The sequence below is a fragment of the Actibacterium sp. genome (assembly GCF_041584535.1).
Lineage (GTDB): Bacteria > Pseudomonadota > Alphaproteobacteria > Rhodobacterales > Rhodobacteraceae > Actibacterium_D.
In genome coordinates this window covers 1-1,723 of sequence record NZ_JBFHDW010000411.1, presented here as the reverse complement: position 1 = coordinate 1,723, position 1,723 = coordinate 1, and the positions used below count along the sequence as shown (strand labels likewise).

2 protein-coding genes are annotated in these 1,723 nt (G+C 59.3%); both read right to left on the bottom strand.

The window, feature by feature from the left end; genetic code table 11:
* Nucleotides 1–722 (bottom strand): amino acid ABC transporter ATP-binding protein (locus ABYW26_RS14235; protein WP_372605570.1); only part of this gene is annotated, 722 nt, incomplete at its 3' end.
* Between the two features lie 12 nt (nucleotides 723–734).
* Nucleotides 735–1,723 (bottom strand): amino acid ABC transporter permease (locus ABYW26_RS14230; RefSeq protein WP_372605569.1); only part of this gene is annotated, 989 nt, incomplete at its 5' end.

The window sequence follows — 1,723 nt, the reverse complement described above, 5'->3', positions numbered from 1 at the left end:
GGCTCGTTCTGTTCGACGATCTGGCCCTGATCCATAAAGATCACCCGGTTGGCGACCTGTCGTGCAAAGCCCATCTCGTGGGTGACGCACAGCATGGTCATGCCCTCTTCGGCCAGCTCGATCATGGTATCCAGAACCTCTTTGATCATCTCGGGGTCCAGCGCCGAGGTCGGCTCGTCGAACAGCATCACTCGCGGCATCATGCACAGCGCCCGCGCGATCGCCACGCGCTGTTGCTGGCCACCGGACAACTGGCCGGGATATTTATTGGCCTGCTCGGGGATTTTTACCTTTTCCAGAAAATGCATCGCGGTCTCAACCGCTTCTTTCTTGGGGATCTTGCGCACCCAAAGCGGCGCCAGCGTGCAGTTTTCCAGAATGGTCAGATGCGGGAACAGGTTGAAATGCTGAAATACCATCCCGACTTCGGAGCGGATTCGGTCGATGTTTTTCAGGTCCGAGGTCAGTTCAGTGCCATCGATGATGATCTGCCCGGCCTGATGTTCCTCAAGCCGGTTGATACAGCGGATCAGCGTCGATTTCCCCGACCCGGACGGGCCGGCGATGACGATCCGCTCGCCGCGATTGACGGTCAGGTTGATGTCGCGCAACACATGGAATGCGCCATACCATTTGTTCATCGCCTTGATTTCAATGGCAACTTCATCAGAGACCTGCAGTTTCTTGCGGTCGACGTCACGGGCTGCAACAGGGTCGGACATTGTTGACACTCCTTAGCGATGACCGGTCTGCAGCTTGCGCTCCAGATACATCGAATAGCGGGACATCGAGAAACAAAAGACAAAGAACACCAGCGCGATAAAGCCATACAGCTCCCACACGATACCGTTCCAGTTCACATCGGCGCGGATCGAGCTGGACAGGCCGATCGGGTCCAGCAAGCCGATGATCGACACCAGCGTTGTGTCTTTAAACACGCCGATAAAGGTGCTGACGATGCCCGGGATCGAGATTTTCAGCGCCTGCGGCATGATGATCAGCCGCCGCGCCTTCCAGTAATCCAGACCCAGCGCATCCGCGGCCTCGTATTGACCCTTGGGCAGCGCCGCCAGCCCGCCGCGCACCACTTCGGCCATATAGGCCGAGGCGAACAGCGTCACCATGATGATGACCCGGATGATGATATCGAACGAGGTGCCCGGCGGCAGGAAATAGTTCAGCAGGGTCGAGGCCACGAACAGCAGCGTGATCAGCGGCACGCCGCGAATGAATTCGATGAACCCGACGCACAGCGCCTTGACGATCACCAGATCCGATTGCCGCCCCAGCGCCAGAACAATGCCCAGCGGCAGCGACAGGGTGATTGCAGTCAGGCCGATTGTCACCGACAGCATGAAACCGCCGAATTGCCGGCTTTCGATCGGCTCAAGCATCACCAGCGGGGTCAGGCTTTCGGTCAGGAACTGCGCCACCGGCCCGGCCAGAACTAGCCACCACAGGATCGGTGCTAAGATCGCAAGGATCAGGCCGATCAGGCTGCCCAATCTGCGGCTGCCGACGCCAAAGAATACATAGCCGATGCCAAAGCCGAACAGCACCGACAGCGGCAACCAGATCGAGCCGCCCCACAGCAACCACGGCACCACGAACGGCGCCAGAACCGACAGTCGCAGCATCTGCCGTGGCAGGCCCGAAAACAGCACCGGCGCCAGCGCGGCCATGGCCACCAGAAACGCCAGAATCGGCCGCCAATACAGTTCAG